Here is a 20,349-nt window from a genome sequence, read left to right as displayed (position 1 = left end):
AGTATTGCAAAGCTAATGATTAAAACAATTAAATAGTACAAATTATAAGGTGACCAACTAGCAAGTAGTGTGGCTTTATCACTATCTGATAAACAAGACTCTAAGATGCCATTTAAGCAGCGTTTTTGAGCTAAAATGAACTGCTCACTACTTCTATACGACATTCCAAACATAGTACTTGTGTAGCCTAATATGCCAAACAAGAGTCCTTTCAAAATCCTTTTATACATTGATTAGACACCCTAAACCTTCATGTGAATATAATTTTATAGTGATCTTCCCCTGAACAACTACTCCTTTATTCGATAACCCTTTACTAAAGATTCGTTTTAAATTGACTGACGGCCTCAACCACTTCTTTAGCACCTTTTTGAATATCATCGATTACACTTCCTGCGCTATTAGATAACTCTAATGCATCTTTTGCTTCTACTAGACTAGATTCAATTTGAGTTACCGCATCTTGTGTTAGTACTTTATTTTCAGTCACGACACCTATTATCTGCTCAGTAGCGGCACTCGTTCTTGAAGCAAGCTGCCTCACTTCATCAGCCACAACAGAAAAACCGCGTCCTTGCTCTCCAGCTCTTGCAGCTTCTATTGCAGCATTGAGAGCAAGAAGATTAGTTTGGTCTGCAATACCTTTAATACTATCGACCAAGTCAGCTACTTTAGCTGACTGTACATCTAATTTATTGATACCTTCACTGGCTGTTTCGAGTTTCTTAGAGAGGGCTTTCATCGTTGATATTGTTTGCTTAACAACTTCTAAACCGTTTTCTGCATCTGCGTCTGTTTGCTTTGAAATATCGTAAGCAATCTCTGCAGTCTGTGAGATTGCTTGCTCTCTTTTCATTTGTTCTGTAATGACAGTCGCGAACTTAGCAACTTTATATAAATCACCATTGTCGTCATGAATTGGATTATATGAGGCTTCAAGCCATACCTCATTACCGTGGCTATCAATCCTTTTAAAACGATCTGAAATAAAGCGCCCTTGCTTCAGCTCAGACCAAAACTGTTTATAAGCACTCGATTCAACTTCATGTGGATCACAAAACATACTATGGTGCTTTCCTAATATTTGATTTTGAGAGTACCCCATGGCTTTCAAAAAGTTATCGTTAGCATTGAGTATTATGCCATCCAGGCTAAATTCAATCACAGCAGAAGAGCGACTGAGAGCAGTAAGCATATCTTCTTTCTCTCTTGATTGAGATATAGTTCTTGTCAGTTCAGCTGAATACACGGCAAGTTCGCCATTTATTGGTTGTAAAATGCTCCTGAGCCACAGTTCACGACCTGTATTAGTTTGTAATTGTAAGGCGCCGTGCCAATGGTTTAACTTATTTATTGCCGAGAGTAATTTTTGTGTGTGGGGTTTATTAATTGATTTTTTTAGGAGCAAATCATTTAAGTTTTTACCAACTAGATCATTCGCTTGAAGGTCTAGCGCTGCTGCAAATCGCTCATTTACTTCAATGATGGTGCTATTTTTGTTCAGCAGAAAATACAACATCTCTTCTTTGAGCTCATGCTTTATATTTTCGTATTCAGCAGCCTGCTCTTTTAAATAAATATTTTCGGATAACAGTTTGCGATTAGTAAACCACATTAGGTATGTTCCTTTGGATTATGAACTCAAGATTTGAGTAATTTTTATCATAATACAAATATAATTGCTTATTAATAGTACATTTAAGATGAATGGGTACAAAGAGAAGTTAGAAACCATGTAAGTTAACTCTAAGCTCCAAACTTTGTTTTAAACAACACTTTCACACAAGTATAGTTCCGTACCTTATTGACCTAGGGTGATTTACTCGCGCGTTGATAATCTCTGATGAATTGAGGTTTTGATGTACTCATGCGTTTCCAAGTTAGTGTTTGACCCAACACTAACTTGGCTTGCGTGATGGTAACGAATGGTAAGTAACCCAGATAAGTTTCATTGCTGTGTTACGAAATACTTAAAGTGAAAATCGAGAAAAAAATGAGTAACCTCGTTGCGTCATGAGCAAGCCCTGATAAATCCTAGTATGGGATTTCAAGGCTTATCTATGGTGACCTAACTAAACTTTACTTTTTTAAAGGCAACATACGTTTTAAGGTATTATCAGCCAAAATGTAATGATGGAATAATGCAGCTGCGGCGTGCAAGCCTATTAAGTAATAACCTACTTCACCCACAGTCTCGTGTATTTCTTTGATAGTTTTAGCAAGATCTTTATTTTCACTTGCTAATGGAGGTAGCTCTAAGCCAAAAAATGGCACGGGTTTACCAGCCATACTCAATATCAGCCAACCTGCTATTGGCATTGAAATCATGAAGACATAGAGCGCTAGGTGCACAAGTTTGGCTAATGTATTTTGCCACTTTGCAGGCTCAGGTTTTATTGCAGGAGTTGAGCCTGCCAGCACACGCACCACTAACCTTACAACTACTAGAGCTAAAACAGATAAACCCAACATAAAATGCCACATTTTAAAAGCATCGCGTGTTTCAGTGCCTTTATCAAATAACTCTCGCAATTCAATACTGCCAAAAACAGTGACGATTAGAATAAACATAAGCCAGTGCAATACAATCGAGAACGAACTGTAATGAGTCGTTGTATTTTTAATCTTCATAATGCCCCTTTCGTAAAACTCGTTCAGATAACTGCTAAATTTATGGATAACAGGTAGTTATCTTGTTGTAATGATCTAAGACAAAGAACAGGTATCTATAAAGGATGAATTACTTGTTCATGGAGGTTACTGTATTAATTTAAACTTAAAATAAACTTAAGTAATTTAATTATATAAGCTTACTACTCTTTATAGCCCTCAAGATCCACCTTACATTATCGCAAGCAATACCCAGTTTATTGCCCCAACTGAAATGCATATTTACGAACAACTCTCACCATCTACTTCTATTTGAGTTCGTAGACTTTGAAATAAAACTTTCTGAACATTACAGTGAAAATTACAATCCGGTTTTTCGATTACAACAATCCTTTTATTCCATTTTAAAGATTAAAAATAATGAGCAATACTAAATGCATCAAATTATGAGAGTTAGGGTATTCAAAATGATTAAGACAGTTACTTTTGCAATGATGCACTTCGCAATCGCTTTTACAGTAACCTACTTTTTAACAGGTAGTTTTTTAATTGGTGGCTTGGTTGCTATTGTTGAGCCAGCTGTGAACACTGTTGCGTTTTACTTCCACGAAAAAGTATGGCGTAATCTAGAGGGTAAGGATATATTAAAACAAAACCCAGATGGAATAATGTTTGCCTAACGACTAACAAAAGATAAACCTAGCATTCAACGAATTACGTACTTATTCATTGGAATTCATAGCTATGGTTGTAAAAAAACCTTATTCACTGTTTTCATTAAAAAAATAAGAAATAAAATATATTCATATCTATTATTAAAATATAGTGTATAGTTTCTGCAGCTCAAATAGCGAGCTATTAATGAAAATATTTAGTACAAGTTCATCTCAGTTTCTTTTCGAATCTATTCGTCATATATGCCCTGCGACTCTTTTTCCTTCATTTCCGATTTAGTAGCTAGAAATTAAAATTTATAAATATATCGAGGTATATATGTCTAACAAGACAACTGGTTCAGTAAAGTTCTTTAACGAAACTAAAGGCTTTGGCTTTATCTCTCCAGACAATGGCAGTCAAGATGTCTTTGTTCATTTCAAGTCAATTGAAGTTGATGGGTTCAAAACTTTGCGCGAAGGCCAAAAAGTAGCTTTCAATATAGAGAAAGGGACTAAAGGTCCACAAGCAAACAACGTCACACTAGGCTAAGCAGCAACAAAAGAGGTATAACTAAAATGTACCTCTTTTTATCACGACTATTCATTTAGTTTCTTTTCTTAATTTACAAAATCCAAAATCTCTATTTTAAATCAATAGTTACTTAAGATAGAAAAAACACGAAGAGTACCGGGATTATGATGAAAAAGAAAATCAAAAAATCCAAACGCGTTGGTGACATTATCAACCATGATGGCATTAAGTATAAAGACATTCACTCTGTTAGGCGAAAAATTGAAGACATCCTAATTGAACGTGAACGTTTAAAATTACTGGAATTATAAAAATGAAAAAATCAAGAAAACCACAGAAAAGTACAAAAAGAATAAAAAAAGTAATTTCGAAGAAAAACTAGAACAACTTGTCAACGAATATCGAAAAGAAAAAGAGTATTTAGATAATTTAGTAGAAGGCAGCATTGAGTTTAATCTGCAAAAGATAAAGTGCGACTCCCTATACACAAAAGCAGAGAGATTTATTAATAAACAAAGTTAATCACTATAGTTAGTACAACCTCCTACCAAAATTAAAACCCTATTAAATCAACAAAAATTTAAAATATTCATAAAGTTCATTAATGCATCAAAAAAATATGGCTCTGTTATTGAAGCCATCCCCCCCTATTCAATCAATTTCAACAAACAAACTCTGTGTAGTATTTAGAGATAGAAGCAACCTAAAACGCGTTAATTTCAAAAACTCATTAGAAAAACACGCATTTATTTCTTGGTTACTACAAATGTAACCAAGCAGTATGTAAAAAGCGAGCATATCCATATTCCCAATAAAAACACTCATAGACTTATCTATACTGAGTTCTGTCTAGGCTAAGTTTAGTTAGTCAAACACTAGATGATGGCCACCTTTCATTAGAGCTAATACTCAAATTAGACTTGCAATTATCGCTTTTCAGCTTACACTTGTGCGCCAGGTGAGCGTACACTTGTAAGCTAAAGGCGAAAAATGAGAGCGTTATTAAATTCATTATCAAAACATTTATTGCACCATCAGTCATGGTCAGGATACTGGGAGCCGGTGGTTCAGTGCTTTAAACCCGGTTGGCGCGAAGGCTACTTTCGTGCACAAGTAAAACATGTGCAGGTGTTTGCTGAACAAAGCGTTGAGTTGATTATTGAGCCAGAAAAAACATGGCCAGTTCATCAAGCAGGCCAGCACATTGCGTTAACAATCCAAACTGATGGACGATTGCTTACGCGTGTGTTTACCATCGCAAGCGAACCACAATTGGCAAGGCAGCAGCGACAAATTCGTTTATTGATCCGCAGCCAAGAGTTCGGCGCATTTACGTCAAAGCTAACAAACTTGAGAGCAGGGCAATGGCTTAATATTTCTGAGCCTAAAGGCCAGTTTGTTATGCCAAATACCGCGCGCTCTTTAATCATGCTTGCCGGAGGCTCAGGCATTACGCCATTTATAGCCATGCTTAAATCAATACCTGCTGATAGTAAACAAACTATAACCCTGCTTTACTATGCAAAGCCGAACAGCCACTGGCTTAAAGATGAGCTTGAGCAACTAAAGCAATCACTGAGCAATTTTGATTATCACTTACTTGAGCGCAACAAAGATGGCGATGCGACGACATGGCTGACAACAAATGCGCATAAACACTGGTTAGTGTGCGGCCCAGCTGCTTTGTATAAGCAAGCAGCCGCTTTAGCTAAGCAATTAGATACGCCTATCGACAGTGAGCATTTCAGTGCAGTCCCTGCTGTTTTAGCAACCTCTGATAAGCACGAATTAACACTCACTCATCAGGGCAAAACATTCACTATTGATAACCAACAAACCTTACTGTCCCACTTACAAGCGAATAAGCAACCTGTAACAGTTGGCTGTGGTATGGGAATTTGCCATCAATGCCAATGCGTTAAAAAGCAAGGCATCGTACGTGATATTCGCACCGGTGAGCTCTCTGATAGCTCAGAGCAGTTAATTCAACTTTGTATATCGCAACCAGTCAGTGACGTGGAGTTATCAGCATGAAGACAACAAAAACAGTCAATTTTGAAAAATTAGCAGCTCAACTCGATAGTGTTAAAGCAGATGTAAAATCAAGGCTCGGTGAGCAAGACGCGAAATACATTCGCCGCGTTATTGTTTGCCAGCGAGTGTTTGAATGGAGTGGCCGAATTTTATTAATGCTAGGCTTTATTCAGCCTGTTTTATGGCTCGTGGGTGTGCTTAGTTTAGCCACAGCAAAAATCCTCGATAACATGGAAATTGGCCACAATGTGATGCATGGCCAATACGACTGGATGAATGATAAATACATAAATTCAAAGTCTTACGAGTGGGATATAGCGTGCGATGGGGCTAGTTGGAACCGCGTTCACAACTACGAGCACCACACCTATACCAATATTATTGGTAAAGATCGCGACTTCGGCTATGGATTACTGCGCTTATCGAATGACTTTCGTTGGCGGGTAAAAAACCTGTGGCAATTTGTTACTTACCTATTACTCAGTGTGCTGTTCCAATGGGGAGTGTCGTACCATGAAATGGCAGCCGAGCGGGTGTTTTTTGGCAAGAAAAAAGATGACCGCGATTACAAAGTACCGCACAGCGAACTAAAAAAGCGCTTTTTTAGTAAAGGTGCACGCCAGCTAGTGAAAGACTACCTGCTCTTTCCATTGCTTGCTGGGCCTTTATTTTTGTGGGTTTTCACAGGTAACCTAGCGGCTAATTTATTACGTAACCTATGGACCTCAACCATTATCTTTTGCGGGCACTTTACCGGCGAAGTTGAAACATTTAACCAGCAAGACTGCGAAAATGAATCGCAAGGCCAATGGTATTATCGCCAAGCGTTGGGGTCATCAAATATCAAAGGGGGTAACCTGTTTCATGTAATGACTGGGCACTTGAGCTATCAAATAGAGCATCACTTATTCCCAGATTTACCTGCAAAACGCTACCGCGAAATTGCCCCTAAGGTGCAAGCTATCTTTAAAGAGCACGGTGTTCACTACAATACCGGCGGCTTCTTTCGCCAGTACTTTTCTGTCGTAAAACGAATTGTACGCTACTCTTTTCCGTAAATAATGAACGCCAGTGCAAAGTACTGGCGTTAAATCTCATTTGATTCAGACCAAACCCGTAACTCATCGAGAATATGCAGTGCTGAGCGGCCAAAGTCAGTAAGCTCATAGGTCACCGCTATCGGGCGGGTGCTAATAACATGACGGGTGATCATCGCTCTACTTTCAAGCTCTTTTAGACGTTGGTCTATCATCTTTTTGCTTGCACCACCCAGCATACGCGTTAAATCATTAAAACGCACAGGGCCATCTTTTAAATGATAGATAATAGATCCCGTCCATTTACCGCCAATCAAACGCATGCCTTTTTCAATTGCACACGGCTCCATGCAAGCATTTAAAACTTTTTTTCTACCCTTACTATCTGTTTCTACTGAACTTTCCAAAACATCCTCGCATTTTTCAGACTAGTTACAAAAAGGTGACTGGTTGATTAAATAATCTAGGTTACTATTATACACCACAGAATACATTTTGAACACGATAAAGTAATTAGCAAACGGATACTCAACTATGAAAAACGTATTAATTCTTAACGCACATCACTATTACCCTTTTTCTGAAGGTAAGTTAAATGCTGCTTTAATCGAAAAAGCCGACGCTTTTTTTAAAGCAAAAGGCTATCAAACTCGTGTGGTTAATACACAAGACGAATTTGATGTAGAAACTGAACTTGAGAACCATCAATGGGCAGATATCGTCTTTTTGCAATCACCTATTAATTGGATGGGCATGACTTGGTCATTCAAAAAATACATGGATGAAGTGTACACCGCGGGCATGGGTGGAGCGCTTTGCCATGGTGATGGTCGCCATCAAGACAATCCAAAAGCCAATTACGGTAAAGGCGGCACCTTAAATAACACTCAATACATGATGTCGCTGACTTTAAATGCACCTGCAGAATCATTTGCAGATGCCACTGACTTTTTTGAAGGTAAAAGTGTTGATGACCTTGTTTTCCCAATGCATATGAACTTTAAGTTTTTCGGTATGCAAGGGTTACCTACTTTCGCCTGTTATGACGTGATGAAAAATGCAGACATCGAGAGCGACTTTGCGCGCTTTGAAAAACACTTAAACGAAAATTTTTAAGGAACACTCATGAGTAACGAATCTGTTTATAGCAATAAACTCCATCCGGGCAGTGCATTTCCTAGTATTAGTGCTGCACTTTTGAATGGTGAAGAGGCTGTTCTTGGTCAACCTCAACACGGTGCAAGCTGGCAGCTTGTGGTTGTTTATCGTGGTAAGCATTGCCCTTTATGTACTCGCTATTTAAATAGCCTCGAGCAGTACAAAGCTGCGCTATTAGAAACGGGTGTTGATGTAATTGCTGTTTCAGGCGATAGCAAAGAGCAGTTAGAAGCGCATTTAGAGCAGTTATCTGTGTCATTTCCACTTGCTTACGGTTTGACTTCAGAGCAAATGCAAGCATTAGGTACTTACATATCTGATCCCCGTTCACCGCAAGAAACAGATCACCCTTTCGCAGAGCCTGCACTGTTTGTGGTTAACGAGCAAGGTAATGTACATGTGGTTGATTATTCTAATAACCCATTTGTAAGACCTGATTTAGCAACCTTGGTAAGTGGACTTAACTGGATACGCGATCCAAAAAATAACTACCCAATTCGCGGTATGCATAAATAGAGAGTAGCCATGAGCAAATTTACAACTTTGCTGATTGGCTTGGTGAGCATAATGATGTGCTCACCACATGCTTTTTCAGCACAGCTTCCCCATGCACATATTGCTTCACCTAATCACTATGAAGTATTGCTAGATAACAGTGAAGTACTTGTTTTGCGTATGACTTTAGCACCAGGTGAGCAAGATAATTGGCATAAGCATAATGCTGAAACTGTCTACTTTGAGACAGGTGGTAAGGCGACCATCAGTACTAAAGAGTCACAAACAACACTCGAGATCCCCAATGGCTATGTGATGTGGCATGACGCATGGACTCATCAAGTCAAAAATGAGGGTGAAACCACCATCACTGCAATTATTGTCGAAAGGAAATAGGTAGGATCAATTATGGCATTAGAAAACCACCCAATGTGGCGCTTACCTAAGCATCACCTAGATTTAAAAAGTTCACATGACCATGTTCATTGGGTTGAATTATTTTATGACCTTATCCATGTGGTAATCATTTTTCTGCTAGGTAATTTTTTAAGCGACCACTTACATTTTAGTGGTTTTCTTACTTTTGCAGGTTTATTCATCACCGTATGGTTCGCGTGGGCTGACTCCAGCGTTTTTAACTCACTCTATGTCAGTACCGATGTAAAACATCGGCTGATCATGGCCTGCCAAATTGTCACCGCCATGGTTATGGCAGCCTCTATTCCCCATGTACTTGACAAAGGCTGGACATATTTTGCATTGGCCTATGCCGCAAACCGACTTATTACAGCGTATTTATTTCATCGCACCAATCAATTGGGGATCGAATCAACAAAATTAGCACGCACTGTGAGCCGTAACTACTTTGCTCTTGCCATTATCTTTGCGACCACAGCTTTTATGCCTGCTCCCTATCGTTATTGGGTATTTGGCACTGCGATTGCCGCTATCCAAGTTTTATATATTGCTCCAAAAATTGGTGTACTTGAAAATAAACGTTTTTTACCACGCCTTGGGCATATGTCTGAGCGCTTTGCCCTTTTACTGCTCATTGTCGTAGGCGAAGGTTTCTTTAAATTGGTGATTACTTTATCAGAAAAAGGAATTTATAAAGTCGACCCCTCTGTACTGGCTAACTTTATGTTTGGCGGTATTGCAGTATTTGTGCAATGCTGGATTTACTTTGACTTTGTTGGCAATGGTAAACCTAAGAATCAGCATAAATGGACACTCGTAAGTTGGTGGTTAGCACACCTATTTTTAATGTTATGTGCAGTTATGGTCGGCGTTGCGCTCGCCGGCGAAGTGAAAGCTGGGTTTTGGCAACCTTACCCACTTAAATATGGTGTCATTGGCTGTGTAGGGTTAGCAGGCTACTTATTGAGTTTATTGTGGATCCAGTTAATGATCGAACACCGTGTAGCCCATCGTTTTGCAACAGCTAAAGTAAGAATGTTTGGCGTTATACTCGCTTTAGTTACCATTCCCATTTTACCCCATGTGCCTTCGATCATTGGCAACTTACTTTGGGGCACAGCACTGATTTCACAAATTGCCTACCCTGTCACTCGCGCATACTTTACCCTTTCAAAAGAAGAAGCTAATTCATAACGATTAAAACACCTTTGCAAAAACGACAAAGGTGTTTTGTTATCCCTGCTGTTTTTCGCAAAGACTTTCCTAGCAATAATATCGCTATTCAATCGCCCCCTCTTTAGGGGTTGAAACAAGCATTAACGGACTCATGTCATAACTAAAGGCAATGAAAAATGCCGGTGTGAATCACATTGGCCTGCACTTTAGACGTAACGAATTACCCATCGAATGGGCATTAAAGCACATCGGCGAACATGTTTTGCCCAAGTTCCATAATTAAGGAGTTATGATGTCACAATCAATTATACCAAAACTGGGTTTTGGTACATTTAGATTACAAGAAGAAGTTGCATATCAAAGTGTGCTAACAGCTATTGAAGAGGGCTTTAGACACATCGACACCGCGCAAATTTACGGTAACGAAGAAGCTGTTGGCCGAGCGATTAAAGACAGTGGTGTTGCACGTGGTGAGTTATTTATTACCACCAAAGTATGGAATGATAAGTTAAATAAAACGGACTTTATTAACAGCGTAAAAGAAAGCCTGACTAAACTACAACTAGATTACGTCGATTTACTGCTTATTCATTGGCCAAGCCCTGCCAATGGCGAAAGCATGGATGAGTATTTAACCGAGTTACAATCAGCAAAAGAGCTTGGTTTAACGAAAAAAATTGGTGTTTCAAACTTTACCATTGCACAAATGGAAGAAGCCTTAAGTATTTTGCCAAAAGGCGCGTTATTTACCAATCAAGTAGAAGTACACCCCTACCTAACCAACCAAAAGGTACGTGATTTTTGTACGCAAAACGACATTCTCGTTACCGGCTATATGCCATTTGCGGTAGGTAAAGTACTTAAAGATCCAACCATTAAAGCGATTGCAAACAAACACAAAGTAAGCACTGCTGAAGTGGTCATTGCTTGGGAATTAGCGCATGACATGGTGACAATACCGTCATCGACCAAACGCGAAAATATGGCTACCAACTTAAAAGCCCTTTCGCTTAGCTTAAGCCAAGACGAGATTAATCAAATTGATGCCCTTAGCTGCGGCGACAGGCAAGCAAACCCGGATTTTGCTCCTGACTGGGATCATGATGAAGTAAAAACAACTCATGCTTGGCAATTTCAAGGGGCTGATAAAGCGCTCACTTTGGGATTAAAAGCTGTACCAGCACTTAAAGCAGGGCAAATTTTAGTTCGTAACCTTGCGATTGGTATCAATCCAGTTGATTGGAAGTTTATTCAAGCTGATCCTATTAATTGGCCAGATACACACACACCTGGCGTAGACGGTGCTGGGGTTGTTGAGCAGGTAGGCGATGGCGTCGATACCAAACTAATTGGTAAAACAGTCGCTTATCATCATAGCTTAAGTGAAAACGGCAGCTTTGCTAAGCACTCAGTTCTTTATGCTGAACGTGTTATGCAGTTATCAAAAGAGTTAGCTGCTAATGTTGCTGCTGCATTGCCTTGCCCACTGCTTACTGCCTGGCAAGCCTTTAGCAAAATACCATTACGCAAAGACGAAAAAGTATTAGTTACCGGCATGGGAGCAGTTAATAAACTACTGTCGCAAATGCTAAACCACAGTGGCTTTGAAGTTCATGCATTATCAAAAAGCTTAACGGCAGAGCAAGCAGAAAAGCTTGGCGTTAAGTTAGTATTACGCGACGCACCATCTGAAGGTGGCTACTTTGCACTCTTTGATGCTAATGGCCCTGAAGAAACTAAAAAGTTAGTGCCACTCCTACAAGCAAATGGTCATGTGATCAGTATTTTAGGGCGTATTGAAACCCCAGTCGATGAGCCATTCACACGCACTATTTCTTATCATGAAATTGCCCTTGGCGCATTACACGATTATGGTGATACACAGCAATGGCAACGTCTTGTAAGTGATGGCGAAAAGCTCCTTAATGACATTGCGTCGGGTACTTTAAATGTTGAAGAACCTACAGACTTTGAATTTAACAATCTCAACGATGCGCTTGAGTTTTCTAAAGTTCAAAAGCAAAAAGCCGTTGTAGTTGTTTAGTGATCATTTAAAAGGCCTCTTCTGAGGCCTTTTTTATTTTATGCGACTGTTTCGTTGGCTGTATTATTGATTACAGCTAGGTGATAAATAATCACTAAGTTTGCAATAAACCACAGATCTTTAATCACAAATTGACCAAGTCCTGCTAAAACCGTCGAACTGCTAAGCGCATTCGGTGCGGTAATTAAAAATGTTTGTGTCATGATAAAAACAGCGCAACAGGCAAGCCCTGCCAATACTATTAACTTATTGTTTTTAATCAACAAGCCAACACAAAGCAACAGCACACTGACAATGTCAAATACACCAATTACATTCGATGCACCCTGCACACTAAAAACCTGATATAACCACGACATAAACGGCGATGTTTCGACAAGTGTTACAATCCCCTTCGCTTCAAAAGCAAAAAACTTCATGGCGCCAATCCAAACCAGCACTAATGCCACCGATGCATAATTTAAAGCAATATGCGCTTTATCACTCAAAGCATCTTTATAAAACACAAATAAAAACAGAGGAATAACAGCAAAGTACTTAATGATCCCCTGCCCCGACCCAATTACAGGAAAGCCTCCTTCACTTGCAAGCCAACGATTAGCGCCAAACAGCGTAATCAAACAGAGCAGTGATATAGCAAATGCAGTGATGCTCGGAAGCGCTCTATTAAGAAACCCTAAATGTGAATGAAGGCTGGTAATGCCAACAAAGCAAAATGCAAAGCCTGCGAGCATACTCATGATATGAGCTGGCACCTGAGCGTCTAATTTATAAAATGAAAAGATACTGCCAATGGCATTGGGGTTTGCTCCCAAGATAAAAGACAAGCCCAATAACGAAAAACTGATGGTGATAATTGCAACCACTAAATTATTTGATGTACGTAAATTCATTTAAACCCCTCTCTACTGCTTGTTTAAAAGACCTCAGTTAGGGATAAAAACATTCACACTGAATTAAAATATAAGAAAATTCTGATAGTCATTTTTTATAAACCATTGAAAAATTATGAAAAGAATCGACACTGCTTGATTTTATTTAGGCAAAAAATAAACCTCTTTTTTTCAATATCAGCAATTTTGTTCAAGTTTTTAGGTTGCCTGCTTCGCTATATTGGCGTAGGAATAATAACGAAGCGCACAACCTTCAGGAGCATCTGTGAGCAAAGACAATCACTTTAAGTACATCAACAACGAACAGCATCAGAGCATCTCGATGTTGACTGCGACTATGAGTGATTTTACCTATGCAAAGCATGCTCACGAAGAGTATTCAATTGGCATTACTCTACAGGGGCGGCAAGATTTCTTTTGTCGTAATGCGTTTTATAAAAGCGTACCTGGCAATGTTATTTTGTTTAACCCTGAAGATATTCACGATGGTCACTCTGGCACTGAGCAAAACCTAGAGTATCTAATGCTGTATATTCATCCCGATGAATTTCAGCCTTTGTTCAAAGCGCTAGGATATCAGCAAGATTGTACATTACGTATGGCAAACACCTTGTATGCTGATCCATTACTGCGTAATCAAGTGATTCACTTATCAAGGCTTTTACAAACCAATAGCACCAGCAAAATAGAGCGAGAAGCTGCAGTATTGCAAATGGCGCAATCTTTAGTAAGACTAAACGGTAGCCTTGATTTACCGGCTTTAAGCACCCGAGTTGATAGCTTACTTCTGCGCGCAAAAGACTACATTTTGGCAAATATCGACAATGACATTGCTATTGATGACATTGCCCATGCTGCCACTATGTCGAAGTATCATTTTATCCGCCGCTTTCGCGAGCACTTCGGTATTACTCCACATCAATATGTTTTGAACTGTCGTATTAATTATGCCCGTAGAGCGTTACAAGTTGGCCGCGATGCCACCAGCGTAGCGGTTGAATCTGGCTTTGCAGATGCCAGCCACCTCAATCGTAACTTCAAACGAGTATTCGGTATGACACCAAAACAATTTCAACTGCAATGGGCTCATAGATAGAGCTAAATTACTGATTTGGAGCTGTTATGGCAGATATTTTTGCATATGCTATTGGCATTATGTACACCCCTGGGCCAATCAATTTGCTCGGCTTAAGTAGTGGCTTAAATAAACAAACTCGTTCACACCTTGGATTTTTTATTGGCGTGGGTAGCGCGATGTTTATCTTATTTGTGCTACTTGGCTACCTTGGCTTACAAGTTATCAACCCGCAGTTTTTGCCTTATGTGAGCTTAATTGGTTGCGGCTATATTTTGTATATTGCTTGGAAGGTCGCAAAAGCAAAAGTACAGGTGAGTGATACCTCAGCGGATGCCTCACTTAGCTTTTTCGATGGCCTGTTTATGCAGCTATTAAATCCAAAAGCCTTGGTGGCCACTTTGCCAATTGCTACGATTCAGTTCCCAAGCGCAGATATTACCGGCGCTGCAATCGTATTTTGGTCTCTTATTTTAGCCATTCTTGCCTTTGGTGCGCCTACAAGTTACTCGTTAGCGGGCTTAATGCTTGGCAAGCAAGTATCACGGCCGGGTGTTTTTAACATGTTTAATAAGCTGATGGCTATTTTGTTGGTTTATGTCGCACTAATGATTGCCTACGAGCATGTGCTAACCCCGTTAATGGCCTAAAATTGATCATCCCTCGCAAACAGGCATAATAGCGTTATTCAGCAAACGGTTATCACAAAATGATGCAAGGCAATCTATCTATCCGCTCTTACAGTACTAAGCCTGTTAGTCATAGCCATGACTATCATCAACTTGTACTGCCCTTAAAAGGTGTGATTGCTATTAGTGTCGGTGATTTTCAAGGTAAAGTCGCCCCCGGTGAATGCGTGGTTGTCAAAGCCTCGCAAACACACCTGTTTACCGCAATGCCAGAGGCGCGATTTGTGGTGGCCGATATGCCAAAGCTACCAGGTAACCTAGCCACTGCTGAGCGCTGCGTGTTTGCAATTAATCAATCACTTTGGGCATTTTTGCAGTTTGTGGCAAAGCAACTTGAGCAAGCGGTTAATCGTGAATTAGAACTTGCCATGTTTAACACCTTCAATTTGCTGTTAGCTGAGCAAATTATGCAGCCTAAGGTCGACAGCCGTATTAGCGAGGCCCTGCTTTATATTGACAGTCACTTAGGTACTCCTCTTCAAATCAAACACCTTGCCAGCATTGCCTGTTTAAGCCCAACGCAATTTAAGCTGCTGTTTAAGCAACAAACCGGATTGACTGTCATGAACTATGTAACCAAACAGCGAATGGAAAAAGCCCAAGCCTTACTCAGTCATACCGACTATCCGTTACAACGTATTAGTGAGTTAGTTGGTTACAATGAGCTTTCATCTTTTAGCCGCAGTTTTTCAAAGTACTTTGGCTTATCACCGAGTAAATTCAAAAAGTAACTTTAGTTTTAAACGCCAACAAAACCGTCCTTTTTGTCAAAAACTGCACATCAATTTTGATTATGCTTTTGATATCTTAAATTTAAAGCGAATCATCAATGAACCATACCATCGCGACCATTGCCGTTTTAGTTGCCAGTGTTTTTTGGGGCACAACAGGCACAGCCGCAAGCTTTGCACCAGACATTAGCCCTTTTGCGATAGGTGCGTTTGCGATGGGATTTGGCGGCGTATTACTTTGCCTAACCTCAATAAAACAGCTAATAAACAATGCTAGTACACTGCGAAAGCACTACCCCCTAACCCTACTAGGTTCAGCTTGTGTTGCTATTTATCCGCTGGCATTTTATACCTCTATGAATAGCGCAGGTGTGGCAATTGGCACTGTTGTTTCGATTGCCAGCGCGCCTTTATTTACCGTCTTATTAGAATACTTAATTGAGAAAAAGCCCATTGCAAATCGCTGGCTAGTCAGCTTTTGCTTTGGTGCTATTGGCATTGGCTTAATCGCATTAGGTAAAGAGCATAACCTTGCTGCTAAGGGGCTGTTTAGCCAAAACATCGGCATTTTACTTGGCTTAATTGCAGGACTTACCTATGCGGGTTATTCATGGGTTGCCAAACGCTTAATTAGCTACGGCATTCATTCAAGAGCGACCATGGCAAGCCTATTTGGCGGCGCTGCATGTGTGCTATTGCCTTCGTTATTAATTACTGGAGATGCGCTTTTTGCCACAGCTACCAATACCAACGTGGCGCTTTACATGGCCATAGTACCGATGTTTTTCGGTTATTGGCTATTTAGTATTGGCTTAAGAACCATAGCGGCTAGCCAAGCCGTGCTCATTACTTTACTTGAGCCTATTATCGCCACCGTACTGGCTATTGTGATTTTAAATGAGCAATTTCAGCAAATTGGCTGGCTGGGAATTGGTTTAGTGAGCGTTAGTTTGGTAATTCAAACGGTCAATATTAAGCAGTTCGTGATACACTGCAAAAAACGCATATTGACGATTTGAGATGAGAAAAGACAGCCGACTATCACGGGTTTTACATGTGCTGATCCATTTAAACAGTTACAGCCACCCTGTTACATCAGAGACATTAGCAAACATGTTATTGACCAACCCTGTGGTTGTGCGCCGTACTATGGCGTTACTGCGCCAAGCAGGTTATGTATCGGCAATCAAAGGTCACAATGGCGGCTGGCTACTGGCCACTCCCTTAACTGACATCACTTTATTTGATATTCACCAAGCGCTTGGCGAAAAGAACCTGTTTGTAATTGGTCTAACCGATGAGCACAGCAACTGCCCTATCGAGCATGCAGTGAACAGCGCCCTGCAAAATGCGATGGATGATGCAGAAGCACTGTTATTAAAACGTTTTGCTGAAGTGTCGCTTGCAGAGCTTGCCAGTCAATTTAAAAAGTAGGCTTACCTTGAAAAACTTGGTGACTTCACAAACTCATATAACACTCTAATTGGCAGGGGTTTACTGAAGTAATAGCCTTGTACTTGAGAACACTCAAGCTCTTTAAGTATGTTCAGTTGCTGCTCGCTTTCAACGCCTTCAGCAATTGATTCCATATTTAACGCGCTGGCTAAATCAATCATAGCTTTAACAATTGCTTTGTCAGCGTCGCTGGGGTTTTCTAAATCATCAATAAATGATTTGTCGATTTTGAGCTTATCGAGAGCAAAATCTTTTAAATAATTCATTGACGAATAGCCTGTGCCAAAGTCATCAATCGACATTTTAAACCCTGCTTCACGCAGTTTTGTAATCGTACTTAAAGCAAACTGAGGGTTACCAATGGCAATGGTTTCCGTTAATTCAAGTTCAATACACTCAGGCTCTATAGAGTAAGTTTGTAATACAGAGATTAAATCGCCAAGTAGCTGTTTTTTGACAAACTTCGTTGCCGATAGATTTATTGCAAAGGTAATTGGTGGCATGTTGTCGTCTTGCCACTGGCGAATTGTTTTAACGGTATTTTCGAATACCCAGTCATCAATTTCACTAATGCGGCCACTGCTTTCAGCAATAGGTATAAACTCAGCAGGTGATACATTGCCTAATGTTTCGCTGTGCCAGCGTATTAATACTTCAACAGCCACCACAGCGCCTGATGCAATATCTATTTGTGGTTGAAAAACTAAATAAAGCTCATTATTTTCAAGGGCATAATTAAGGGCATTGATGATTTGTAATTGCCTAAGCCCAGATTTATTCATTTCTTCGGCGTAGAATAACGCATTGTTTCTACCCTGCCTTTTAACCTCAAACATCGCTGACTCGGCCATCTGCAATAGCGGCTCAAATTCTTTGCCATCCATCGGAAACAGGGAAACCCCGACCGATGCTGTAACAACAATGAGTTCATCATTAATCGTCAGTGGCTCACTGATCACTTTTAATAAATCGTGGCTGCTCTTATTTATAGCGCCGGTGGAGGTATAAGGCGTAATAAATGCAAAGCGGTCGCCTTGCAGCCGTGCAACCATAATATCCTCACCCATAAAGTTACAAATTCGCGCACTCAAGCTTTGTAACACTAGGTTGCAACTTGCCATCCCCAATGCTTTATTGAGAATCTTAAAGTTGTCTAAACCAATTAAAATAAAGGCTGCTTTAGTATCTGCTTGAAGCTTAATAGTTTGTTCAAATTCCATCTGCAACTTGTCTTGGTTTGCAAGCCCCGTTAGCTGATCAAAATAAGAAAGTTGATGTATAAGGGTTTCACTTTCGACTTCTTTAGTTACATCATGCTGAAACGAAATGTAGTTACTCACCTTCCCTTGCTGATCCTTTAATGGGTAAATGGTAGTTTGCTCAACAATCACTTTACCGTGCTTAGTCATGTTAACCAAAGCACCCACCCAGGCTTTTCGATTTTTTAAGTGCTCCCACATTGCTTGGTAAACAGCCGGTTCAGTTTGTCCGGCACTGATTTTATGTGGGCTTTGACCTATTAGTTCGTCATACTCGTACTGGCACATATCGAGGTAAGCGCGATTCATATACTCAATTTTTGCATCTGTATTGGTAAACATAATGGGGTGTGGATTTTGCTCAACCGCTTGAGACAGTATGTGCATGCGTTTGTTTAGAGTAATTTTATGAAACCATTGCCACACTGACTCAGCCCAAACCGTTAGCATGTTTTTATCTTGCACACTAAACACCTTAGTTTGATGCTGTAAAATAATAGCCATATGGCACTGACTATGGCGTATCACGGGCACCACTAACAATGAGTTAGAGTCGCCAGGTAACCCGTATTCTTTCGCATGTTTTCGGTTAACAATGACAGCTTGCCCAGCCGCTATCTTGCCTTGTAACTTTTCAGTGCACACATCAAAAACATTACCTTTCTCGGCTCGATAATCATGTTGCTTTTGTTCGTTACAAATAAACAAGGCTGCGCCATCGCAATTGGTAATGTCGAGGGCTTGATTAACAGCATAATTCAACAACACATCTTGATCGTCTTGAAACGAAATTTCGGTTAGCTGTAATAAACCCCGATTAAATTTACTTTGCTGAGCAAGTGCCGCCATACGCCCAACTTTTTCTGACACATCGCGGGCGTTCACTAAATACGTTGGGCCATCATTATCGTGCTCAAACAAGGTAATCGAAAATTCAAAATGAATAACCCAACCATTTACGCTAATGGGTAAGGTATTGACCAAACACACAGCTGATTTTTTTGCCTCCATTAGCGTGCGCATAAAGTCTTGCGCATCAGATTTTTCAAACATACAGCTAATATTTTGCCCAACCATCTCTTTAGTAAACACATGGCTATCGGAGTTATCACTGAAGACTTCGCGAAAAGTACCGTCTTTTTCAAGCTCAAAAACCGAGTCTGGCAGTGCGGTAAGTGTTGCTTTTAACTGATTAGAGGAGTTATCGAGTGCTGCATAAGGTTTAGTGACGGTTTCAACAAAGAGGATTTTATACAGTAAAAAGTAGGTGAGCCCTTTATACACATGCCCAAAAAAATTAAAGGTGTTGGTGGTGTGTGAGACATCATTAGACACCACAAAACAGGCCTCACTTAAAATAGCTAATAGGCAAACTAATGTTTTACCGGCAATATTTAAATTTGTTCTGGGCTTACGAAGTTGTGTCGAAAACATCAAAACAGCGGCACCGTATAGCGCCAAAACAAGTAGCTCAATTAGAAACTTAATATGGCTACCGCCTACTCCTTCGATGTGTATTTCTGGCAGTAAATCAGGAAAGTAAAAGAATGTGCTTGCGATGAACAAACTACCAAGCAACAAAGAGGTAAGTAAAGCGCGCGCATTTAACGGTTTATATTTAACCCAAATCCCTGCTGCAATAATTAAAAAAGCAGCTCCATTAAATAACCGAGCAATGAGCCAAAAACTTAATACCAAGTTCATGTCTGCATTGCCTTCATGCATGCTGTCAAAAGCCAAGAAATGCAATGAATCAAAAATAGCAACGCACAACATGGCACAAGAGAGCAGTAACAGTTTGTAGTTATTGGTGAAATGCCAAGTATTCCAACCAATTGCAAAAATTAAAAACGAGATCACAACTGAGAATAATTCGACGCTCGTATGCATTGCTACATAAAAAGGAATAGCAGCAATAAGCCCTAATCGCTCAAGTAGTAAGACAACAGCCAGCAGCAATACCCCTACCGCAACATAAGGTACTGTGTGTAAAAGCTCTTTTTGATGTGATGGATGAACAACGTATTTCACTATAATTTTTGACTATGTTTAATTAACACCCTTAGAAAAAAGGATAGTAAAAATAAC

At 39.9% G+C, this 20,349-nt stretch carries 19 protein-coding genes and 1 pseudogene; 15 read left to right on the top strand and 5 right to left on the bottom strand.

The annotated features are described in order from the left end of the window. Positions 1–316 precede the first annotated feature (316 nt). Positions 317–1,615, bottom strand: coding sequence for a PAS domain-containing methyl-accepting chemotaxis protein (locus tag WA256_RS13630; RefSeq protein ID WP_062565836.1), 1,299 nt, complete (start codon positions 1,613–1,615; stop codon positions 317–319). Positions 1,616–2,079: 464 nt separating this feature from the next. Further along, a complete protein-coding gene (locus tag WA256_RS13625; RefSeq protein WP_335992275.1) occupies positions 2,080–2,631 on the bottom strand; it encodes a cytochrome b in 552 nt (183 codons plus the stop codon). A 446-nt stretch (positions 2,632–3,077) separates the two neighbouring features. Here WA256_RS13625 and WA256_RS13620 point away from each other — a divergent pair, with 446 nt between their 5' ends. The 4 genes from WA256_RS13620 to WA256_RS13605 all read left to right on the top strand — a co-directional run bounded on the left by WA256_RS13620 (position 3,078) and on the right by WA256_RS13605 (position 6,890). Beyond that, positions 3,078–3,290, top strand: coding sequence for a DUF2061 domain-containing protein (locus WA256_RS13620; RefSeq protein ID WP_335992273.1), 213 nt, complete (start codon positions 3,078–3,080; stop codon positions 3,288–3,290). Between the two features lie 313 nt (positions 3,291–3,603). After that, positions 3,604–3,816 carry a cold-shock protein gene (locus WA256_RS13615; RefSeq protein WP_063704258.1) on the top strand — a complete coding sequence of 71 codons (213 nt, stop codon included), beginning with the start codon at positions 3,604–3,606 and terminating at the stop codon, positions 3,814–3,816. A 972-nt stretch (positions 3,817–4,788) separates the two neighbouring features. Continuing rightward, the gene (locus tag WA256_RS13610) at positions 4,789–5,832 is read left to right on the top strand and encodes a flavin reductase family protein (RefSeq protein ID WP_335992267.1); all 1,044 of its coding nucleotides are present in this window, start codon (positions 4,789–4,791) and stop codon (positions 5,830–5,832) included. Then, positions 5,829–6,890 carry a fatty acid desaturase family protein gene (locus WA256_RS13605; protein WP_335992265.1) on the top strand — a complete coding sequence of 354 codons (1,062 nt, stop codon included), beginning with the start codon at positions 5,829–5,831 and terminating at the stop codon, positions 6,888–6,890. The genes WA256_RS13610 and WA256_RS13605 overlap by 4 nt, the downstream gene beginning before the upstream one ends. 29 nt (positions 6,891–6,919) lie before the next feature. Here WA256_RS13605 and WA256_RS13600 read toward each other — a convergent pair whose 3' ends face one another. Beyond that, positions 6,920–7,276 (bottom strand): winged helix-turn-helix transcriptional regulator, encoded by a 357-nt coding sequence (locus WA256_RS13600; RefSeq protein WP_054553546.1) that lies wholly within the window; start codon positions 7,274–7,276, stop codon positions 6,920–6,922. A gap of 127 nt (positions 7,277–7,403) precedes the next feature. On the opposite strand from WA256_RS13600, the gene WA256_RS13595 reads away from it, so the two are divergent. From WA256_RS13595 to WA256_RS13570, 6 genes and pseudogenes are all read left to right on the top strand, one after another. Further along, the gene (locus WA256_RS13595) at positions 7,404–7,985 is read left to right on the top strand and encodes an NAD(P)H-dependent oxidoreductase (protein ID WP_130167738.1); all 582 of its coding nucleotides are present in this window, start codon (positions 7,404–7,406) and stop codon (positions 7,983–7,985) included. A gap of 9 nt (positions 7,986–7,994) precedes the next feature. Beyond that, positions 7,995–8,543 carry a redoxin domain-containing protein gene (locus WA256_RS13590; RefSeq protein WP_130167739.1) on the top strand — a complete coding sequence of 183 codons (549 nt, stop codon included), beginning with the start codon at positions 7,995–7,997 and terminating at the stop codon, positions 8,541–8,543. A 9-nt stretch (positions 8,544–8,552) separates the two neighbouring features. After that, positions 8,553–8,918, top strand: a complete 366-nt coding sequence (locus tag WA256_RS13585; RefSeq protein WP_240704567.1) for a hypothetical protein — start codon at positions 8,553–8,555, stop codon at positions 8,916–8,918. A 12-nt stretch (positions 8,919–8,930) separates the two neighbouring features. Further along, the gene (locus tag WA256_RS13580; RefSeq protein ID WP_335992252.1) at positions 8,931–10,133 is read left to right on the top strand and encodes a low temperature requirement protein A; all 1,203 of its coding nucleotides are present in this window, start codon (positions 8,931–8,933) and stop codon (positions 10,131–10,133) included. A 274-nt stretch (positions 10,134–10,407) separates the two neighbouring features. Next, positions 10,408–11,214 (top strand): annotated as a pseudogene (dkgB, locus tag WA256_RS13575) (2,5-didehydrogluconate reductase DkgB); the annotation flags it as partial. 60 nt (positions 11,215–11,274) lie between these two features. Beyond that, entirely contained in the window at positions 11,275–12,159 is an 885-nt protein-coding gene (locus tag WA256_RS13570; protein WP_335992430.1) for an alcohol dehydrogenase catalytic domain-containing protein, read from the top strand. Positions 12,160–12,197: 38 nt separating this feature from the next. Here WA256_RS13570 and WA256_RS13565 read toward each other — a convergent pair whose 3' ends face one another. After that, positions 12,198–13,052 carry a DUF417 family protein gene (locus WA256_RS13565; RefSeq protein WP_335992249.1) on the bottom strand — a complete coding sequence of 285 codons (855 nt, stop codon included), beginning with the start codon at positions 13,050–13,052 and terminating at the stop codon, positions 12,198–12,200. A gap of 265 nt (positions 13,053–13,317) precedes the next feature. Between WA256_RS13565 and WA256_RS13560 the strand changes: the two genes are divergently transcribed. From WA256_RS13560 to WA256_RS13540, 5 genes are all read left to right on the top strand, one after another. Continuing rightward, a complete protein-coding gene (locus WA256_RS13560; RefSeq protein ID WP_250660820.1) occupies positions 13,318–14,148 on the top strand; it encodes an AraC family transcriptional regulator in 831 nt (276 codons plus the stop codon). 26 nt (positions 14,149–14,174) lie between these two features. Then, a complete protein-coding gene (locus WA256_RS13555) occupies positions 14,175–14,777 on the top strand; it encodes a LysE family translocator (protein WP_250660819.1) in 603 nt (200 codons plus the stop codon). Between the two features lie 59 nt (positions 14,778–14,836). Next, positions 14,837–15,547, top strand: coding sequence for a helix-turn-helix domain-containing protein (locus WA256_RS13550; protein ID WP_250660818.1), 711 nt, complete (start codon positions 14,837–14,839; stop codon positions 15,545–15,547). 98 nt (positions 15,548–15,645) lie between these two features. Then, positions 15,646–16,566: a DMT family transporter gene (locus tag WA256_RS13545; RefSeq protein WP_335992241.1), complete on the top strand. Its 921-nt coding sequence runs from the start codon at positions 15,646–15,648 to the stop codon at positions 16,564–16,566. 1 nt (position 16,567) lies between these two features. After that, on the top strand, positions 16,568–16,981 hold the full coding sequence (locus tag WA256_RS13540) for an Rrf2 family transcriptional regulator (protein WP_269407300.1): 414 nt from the start codon (positions 16,568–16,570) through the stop codon (positions 16,979–16,981). A gap of 2 nt (positions 16,982–16,983) precedes the next feature. Here WA256_RS13540 and WA256_RS13535 read toward each other — a convergent pair whose 3' ends face one another. Beyond that, complete coding sequence (locus WA256_RS13535) at positions 16,984–20,292, bottom strand: EAL domain-containing protein (protein WP_269407301.1); 3,309 nt, start codon at positions 20,290–20,292, stop codon at positions 16,984–16,986. Positions 20,293–20,349 lie beyond the last annotated feature (57 nt).

The sequence above is a fragment of the Pseudoalteromonas sp. CH_XMU1449-3 genome (genome assembly GCF_037027245.1).
GTDB lineage: Bacteria > Pseudomonadota > Gammaproteobacteria > Enterobacterales > Alteromonadaceae > Pseudoalteromonas > Pseudoalteromonas shioyasakiensis.
The sequence above is the reverse complement of the archived record's forward strand: the minus strand, read 5'-3'. Positions and strand labels throughout refer to the sequence as shown.

Bases quoted from the DNA above. Each gene is read 5' to 3' on its own strand.
- WA256_RS13540 (WP_269407300.1), top strand. From the start codon at position 16,568: ATGAGAAAAGACAGCCGACTATCACGGGTTTTACATGTGCTGATCCAT.
- WA256_RS13565 (WP_335992249.1), bottom strand. From the start codon at position 13,052: ATGAATTTACGTACATCAAATAATTTAGTGGTTGCAATTATCACCATC.
- WA256_RS13545 (WP_335992241.1), top strand. From the start codon at position 15,646: ATGAACCATACCATCGCGACCATTGCCGTTTTAGTTGCCAGTGTTTTT.
- WA256_RS13550 (WP_250660818.1), top strand. From the start codon at position 14,837: ATGATGCAAGGCAATCTATCTATCCGCTCTTACAGTACTAAGCCTGTT.
- WA256_RS13605 (WP_335992265.1), top strand. From the start codon at position 5,829: ATGAAGACAACAAAAACAGTCAATTTTGAAAAATTAGCAGCTCAACTC.
- WA256_RS13625 (WP_335992275.1), bottom strand. From the start codon at position 2,631: ATGAAGATTAAAAATACAACGACTCATTACAGTTCGTTCTCGATTGTA.
- WA256_RS13580 (WP_335992252.1), top strand. From the start codon at position 8,931: ATGGCATTAGAAAACCACCCAATGTGGCGCTTACCTAAGCATCACCTA.
- WA256_RS13585 (WP_240704567.1), top strand. From the start codon at position 8,553: ATGAGCAAATTTACAACTTTGCTGATTGGCTTGGTGAGCATAATGATG.
- WA256_RS13555 (WP_250660819.1), top strand. From the start codon at position 14,175: ATGGCAGATATTTTTGCATATGCTATTGGCATTATGTACACCCCTGGG.
- WA256_RS13590 (WP_130167739.1), top strand. From the start codon at position 7,995: ATGAGTAACGAATCTGTTTATAGCAATAAACTCCATCCGGGCAGTGCA.
- WA256_RS13610 (WP_335992267.1), top strand. From the start codon at position 4,789: ATGAGAGCGTTATTAAATTCATTATCAAAACATTTATTGCACCATCAG.
- WA256_RS13620 (WP_335992273.1), top strand. From the start codon at position 3,078: ATGATTAAGACAGTTACTTTTGCAATGATGCACTTCGCAATCGCTTTT.
- WA256_RS13630 (WP_062565836.1), bottom strand. From the start codon at position 1,615: ATGTGGTTTACTAATCGCAAACTGTTATCCGAAAATATTTATTTAAAA.
- WA256_RS13615 (WP_063704258.1), top strand. From the start codon at position 3,604: ATGTCTAACAAGACAACTGGTTCAGTAAAGTTCTTTAACGAAACTAAA.
- WA256_RS13595 (WP_130167738.1), top strand. From the start codon at position 7,404: ATGAAAAACGTATTAATTCTTAACGCACATCACTATTACCCTTTTTCT.